6 protein-coding genes are annotated in these 5,361 nt (G+C 40.6%); 3 read left to right on the top strand and 3 right to left on the bottom strand.

Annotated elements, in window-relative coordinates; translation table 11 throughout:
- Positions 1-30 precede the first annotated feature (30 nt).
- From arfB to B9G53_RS29180, 3 genes are all read right to left on the bottom strand, one after another.
- Positions 31-444, bottom strand: a complete 414-nt coding sequence (gene arfB / locus B9G53_RS22380; protein ID WP_094535668.1) for an alternative ribosome rescue aminoacyl-tRNA hydrolase ArfB — start codon at positions 442-444, stop codon at positions 31-33.
- 92 nt (positions 445-536) lie between these two features.
- Positions 537-1,289: a metal ABC transporter ATP-binding protein gene (locus tag B9G53_RS22385; protein ID WP_094535669.1), complete on the bottom strand. Its 753-nt coding sequence runs from the start codon at positions 1,287-1,289 to the stop codon at positions 537-539.
- Positions 1,290-1,431: 142 nt separating this feature from the next.
- On the bottom strand, positions 1,432-1,752 hold the full coding sequence (locus B9G53_RS29180) for a chlorophyll A-B binding protein (protein WP_369683014.1): 321 nt from the start codon (positions 1,750-1,752) through the stop codon (positions 1,432-1,434).
- 86 nt (positions 1,753-1,838) lie between these two features.
- On the opposite strand from B9G53_RS29180, the gene B9G53_RS22395 reads away from it, so the two are divergent.
- From B9G53_RS22395 to B9G53_RS22405, 3 genes are all read left to right on the top strand, one after another.
- A complete protein-coding gene (locus B9G53_RS22395; protein ID WP_094535670.1) occupies positions 1,839-3,332 on the top strand; it encodes a serine/threonine-protein kinase in 1,494 nt (497 codons plus the stop codon).
- 152 nt (positions 3,333-3,484) lie between these two features.
- Positions 3,485-4,666, top strand: coding sequence for an AAA family ATPase (locus tag B9G53_RS22400; protein WP_094535671.1), 1,182 nt, complete (start codon positions 3,485-3,487; stop codon positions 4,664-4,666).
- Complete coding sequence (locus B9G53_RS22405; protein WP_094535672.1) at positions 4,663-5,304, top strand: DUF4276 family protein; 642 nt, start codon at positions 4,663-4,665, stop codon at positions 5,302-5,304. The genes B9G53_RS22400 and B9G53_RS22405 overlap by 4 nt, the downstream gene beginning before the upstream one ends.
- The last annotated feature ends 57 nt before the right edge of the window (positions 5,305-5,361 follow it).

The raw sequence follows: 5,361 nt of genomic DNA on the forward strand, positions 1-5,361 counted from the left end.
CAAGTGATTTAGACAATTAACTTTATCCATTTACTCGGTAATATTTCCCCTTAAAGCCTTGATTGCACCACGCTTGGTTTTATCGTCAACACGTCGGGTTTGAGCGCTGCGTGAGGGCTTAGTGGGTTTGCGTTTTGTTGGCGTGATTGTCACACTTTGGATTAATAACTGGAGGCGCTTGAGAGCCTCATCTTTATTTTGTTCTTGAGTCCGATGTTGTTGCGCCTTGATGATGATAATGCCATCTTTGGTGATGCGCCGATCACTTAAATTTAGAAGCCGTTCTTTATAAATAGGAGATAAGGATGATGCATTGATATCGAAACGCAGATGAATGGCAGTGGAGACTTTATTGACGTTTTGCCCACCAGCACCCTGCGATCGGATGGCGGTAATACTAATTTCGTCGATCGCAATAGATTTATGTTTGGTAATTTGAAGCATGAAATTGTCTAAAGCGAGTCGATTTGTCTATTTTATAACGAAAACCTCGACAAGATTGTGTGGGTGTAAAGCGTGAATGTTTTTTGGGGATTTTAGCAAAATAATAGTTCTTCTTCCGCGCGATCTCGCTGATCAATCTGCTCAACCGATACACCATAGGCTCTTTGAAGATTTTCAGTGGTTAATACTTGTCTCGGTGTACCACTGGCGACTAGATGGCGATTAAGTAGGAGTAACTGATCATAGCGATCGAGGGTATTCCCCCATTCATGACAACTAATTAGCAAGGTTTTCCCTTCTTGCTTTAGCTCATTATAGATATTCCACATTAACACCTCAGTCTTTTTATCTACTGCGGTCATTGGCTCATCCAGCAATAAAATATCCGCCTGTTGCGCCAAAGCTCGCGCTAAAAATACTCGCTGTTGCTGTCCACCTGAAAGCTGTTTAATCGGGCGATCGCTCAAATCATCAAGTTCTACGCGCTTTAGCACCTCACGCACAATTTCCTTCGATTGACGGCTGATTTTCCCAAACCAACCACTCTGTAAAGTGCGAGCCATCATCACTACATTCCACACGGTCACAGGATAGTCCCAATCAATCTGCGATCGCTGGGGGAGGTAGGCAACTTTTTGACGTTGTTGCTTGAGTGGTCTTTCGTGATAAAAAACTTGACCTTTTTGAGTAGGAATCAGATCAAGCATCGCTTTGAGCAAAGTGCTTTTGCCCGCGCCATTGGCTCCAATGAGTCCCACCAATGATCCAGATTGGATACTAAAGGAAATGTTCGATAGGGCAGTGACTTCGCGATAGTTTACCGACAGGTTTTGCACTTCAAGCATAGATGCTGATGCTCAAAAAAATGATAATCGTTTTCAAAATTATACCGATAATTTAGCAATTAGCACAAAAAAAGTTGGGACGCTTTGCGTCCCAACTTTTTTTGTGCTATGGCGCTTCGCGCTGCATCGCAAATATCTATCGTTATTCTGAGTCTTTAGTCGCCTTAACTGCGTAGTAACCAAGCAACGTGGCAACAGTAAAACCTGTGAAGAAGAGAGTAAACAAAACACTGATGCCGCCTGTAATCCCAACTTGAGCAAGAATTCCTTTGCCAGTCAAGACTTCATTGGCGAAACCTGCAACTAAGCCAATCATTGCCATCCGACCATTCCAAGTTTCCGCAAAGTTACTGAAACCAAATACGCCTGCCCCTGTAGGATTTACATTAAGACCAATTGTCTTGCTGACGGACTTGGAAGTATCGTTATCGTTTGGTGGGTTCTTGATTGGTGTGACTACCATGATTAATTACTTTCCTAGAGAAGTTTAATATTAATTAACTAAACTTTACATTTTATGTAAACAAATGTAAATCTATCATCAGAAATATGCCTTACTGCCTCAACCCTAGTTGCCAGAAGCCGAACAATCCCGAAGGCGGGAGATTTTGTATGAATTGCGGCAAAAATTTGCAGCTTAAAGGGCTATATGAGGCGATCGCCTTAATTGGACAGGGAGGAATGGGACGCACTTTCGAGGCGAGGGATTTAGGGCGCTTTGGTCAGCCTTGCGCGATCAAACAATTTTCGCCACAGTTTCGAGATCCTAATTTAATGAACAAGGCGATCTCTCTCTTTGAAAGTGAAGCCGCTCAACTTCAAGTACTCGGTTCGCATCCCCAGATTCCTGAATTGATGGCATATTTTGAAGAAGATGGATGTTTATATTTAGTGCAAGAACTCATCGAAGGCGAAAATCTCTATAACGAGTTGCAGAGTCAAGGCATCTTTAGCGAAGCCAAGATTTGTCAACTACTAGAAGATATTCTGCCCGTTCTCCAATTCATCCATGATCGCCAAGTTATCCATCGCGATATTAAGCCAGACAATATTGTAAGGAAAAAGGAAAAAGGAAAAAGGAAAAAATCTAATTCCCAATTACCAAGCACCAATTCTCCTCAAAGCAATTTAGTATTAGTCGATTTTGGTGCGGCTAAGGCTATTACAAGTGATACAGCCAATCGCACAGGCACATTAATCGGTAGTGCGGAATATGTGGCTCCTGAACAAGCGAGAGGAAAAGCAGTAACTCAAAGCGATCTCTATAGTTTAGGGGTGACTTGCATTCATTTATTAACGGGGATTTCGCCTTTTGATCTGTATGACGATGTTAGCGATCGCTGGATTTGGCGAGAAAACCTCCAAACTTCTATTTCCAGTCATTTAGCAAATATCCTCGATCGCCTATTAGAAAGAGCGATTTCTAATCGTTATCACTCCGCGAATGAAGTACTGCACGATCTACAATCTTTAGTGAATCTGTCTTCTAGTGGCATCTCTACTCAATCCAGTTCCAATATTCAAAACTATTCACAGGCATATTCACAAATACGGCAACTTCAAGAATTACTCAGTTTAGGTCAATGGCAAGAAAGCGATCGCCTAACGAGTAAAATCATTTTAGAACTTGCGGATAAACATAAAATCGCCGAACTGAATGCCGATGATATCGAGAATATTGCTTGTGATGTTTGGATGGCGATCGATCAAGCATGGATGGAATATAGTAATAACCACTTTGGCTGGAATGTTCAAAAACAAATTTGGAAGAGTCTTGGAGGCAGACTGATCTATGAAGAAAATACTTATTGGGAATTTGCGAATATCTATGAGAAATTTAGCGATCGTGTTGGATGGCGCAAACCTCGTTGGCTAAATCTAAGATTATCACCAAAAATTTGGCGCAAATATGAAAATCTTACCTTTGCGATCGCTGCTCCACGAGGACATTTGCCGAGCCTATTTTTTTGGGAAGGATTTAATTTAGTGGATACAGTTCTTTATCGATTAGAGATATGTCGTCAAAGCAGAGGAAAGTCATAAGTTGCAGAATATTTCACTGGCTCAATTAATGGAAAAATCACAAATTTATCCTCAGTCAGTTTATGTTTTCTGATATGTCGAATTTTTAAGCTAATCTGAAAACGATATACTTAAAGGCATCGTACACAAAAAATGTGGCTGACTGATTGATTATGAGTAAATTTGAAAGAATATCTATTAAAGGGTTTCGCCGCTTGCAACAGGTCGATCTAGAAATGCGAGATCTTGTCGTGATGATTGGTGCAAATGGCTCAGGAAAGACATCCTTTTTAGATGCAATGTCAATGTTAGCTGCTTCAGCGAGTGGAAAGTTGCATGAATCATTACAAAGCAAAGGCGGGTTGAATGAAATTTTAACTAGAGGGCGATCGCAAGAACTAGAAATATCACTTTCGATGAAAGCAAATGACAAAGACGCTTTGCAATATAGTTTAGAGATATCTCCTAAAGGTCTATCTTATGAGATTAGTGAAGAAGTTTTAGAACAAAAGAGAAAGCAAGAAATAGAAATACTAAGTAACCTTGTGCCAATGACAGCAAACTTAATTTCTCCTAAATATATTGATTCGCATGGTTTAGATATCACATATTTTCAGAAAGGTAGTGGATTCTTAAAACCAAATTGGGAACATAATTATCTGGAGACTTCTCTTTCTCAAGTTCCTAAAATGTATCAAGAACCTGAGAACCTGAGAAAAAGTCTTGCTTCTTGTACTTATTATGGAGCGCTTGATGTCTCAGGGACAAGCCCAATCCGTCTACCTCAAGCAATGCGACCAGCGAAATTACCAGGGGTAAAAGGTGAGGATTTAGTTTCTTGTCTTTATGATTTGCGTGAAAGCGATCGCGATCGCTTTGAAATGGTTGAGAGCATCATTTCTGCTGCATTTCCAGATTTTGAACGTTTAAATTTTCCTCCAGTTGCTGCGGGAACTATTTCTATGACTTGGAAGGATAGAAATTTTTCACAGCCTATATATGTACATGAGCTATCAGAGGGAGCGCTGCGATTCCTTTGGTTAGTAGCACTGTTGCAAAGCCAAAATTTGTCAACAATTACGCTCTTAGATGAACCTGAAGTTAGTTTACATCCCGAACTTTTAAGACATTTGGTTTACTTGATGAGAGAGGCTTCCAAGCATACGCAGTTAATTGTAGCGACTCACTCAGATCGACTTATCCGATTTCTTGCACCCCATGAAGTTCTGATTTGTGATCTTGAAGATGGCGAGGCAAAAATGACATGGGCTGATACGCTCGATCTTGAGAAATGGCTAGAGGATTATAGTCTCGATCAACTTTGGGCAATGAATGTTATGGGTGGTCGTCCATGAAAATTGCAATTTTAGTTGAGGGTGCTACTGAATCAGCTTTTAGAGAGAAGCTCCGTGAGTTTTTGCAAAAGTATTTAGCGCAAAATATGCCGAGATTAAAATTTATCCCGCAGGATGGGAGAATTCCAAAGGAAGATAAGTTAAAGCGGCTTGTGGAAAACTTATTGAGTGGAAAGGATGCCTATGATGCTGTGATTGCTCTAACGGATGTATACACGGGGACAAGAGATTTTGTAGATGCGGCGGATGCTAAAGCAAAAATGACTACATGGGTTGGCAATAATCCGAAGTTCTATCCACATACTGCTTGTCATGATTTTGAGGCATGGCTACTTCCCTATTGGGTGACAATCCAAAAGATCGCTAAACATAACCGTTCTGCTCCCAGTGGCGCACCAGAGAAGGTAAATCACAATAAACCGCCTTCTTATTGGATTAAGGAGATTTTTAAACTAGGCGATTGCAAAAGGGACTACAGCAAGATCATTGATGGTAAAGCTATTCTCAAAAATCAAGATCTGATGGTTGCGATTCAAGCCTGTCCAGAGCTAAAGGATTTTGTCAATCGAATTATTGCTTTATGTAATGGTGAGGTGATTGTCTACTCCCTTCCCGCTGTAAGGCATGGTAAAATATGAAATAAAAAGACAGTAAAAAAATGAACCAAAACGAAGCGCTTCTGAACAAGCCGTTAG

Source organism: Pseudanabaena sp. SR411, assembly GCF_002251945.1.
Lineage (GTDB): Bacteria > Cyanobacteriota > Cyanobacteriia > Pseudanabaenales > Pseudanabaenaceae > Pseudanabaena.

Excerpts from the sequence above, each read along its gene's own strand:
- arfB (WP_094535668.1), bottom strand. The coding sequence starts at position 444 with ATGCTTCAAATTACCAAACATAAATCTATTGCGATCGACGAAATTAGT.
- B9G53_RS22385 (WP_094535669.1), bottom strand. The coding sequence starts at position 1,289 with ATGCTTGAAGTGCAAAACCTGTCGGTAAACTATCGCGAAGTCACTGCC.
- B9G53_RS29180 (WP_369683014.1), bottom strand. The coding sequence starts at position 1,752 with ATGGTAGTCACACCAATCAAGAACCCACCAAACGATAACGATACTTCC.
- B9G53_RS22395 (WP_094535670.1), top strand. The coding sequence starts at position 1,839 with ATGCCTTACTGCCTCAACCCTAGTTGCCAGAAGCCGAACAATCCCGAA.
- B9G53_RS22400 (WP_094535671.1), top strand. The coding sequence starts at position 3,485 with ATGAGTAAATTTGAAAGAATATCTATTAAAGGGTTTCGCCGCTTGCAA.
- B9G53_RS22405 (WP_094535672.1), top strand. The coding sequence starts at position 4,663 with ATGAAAATTGCAATTTTAGTTGAGGGTGCTACTGAATCAGCTTTTAGA.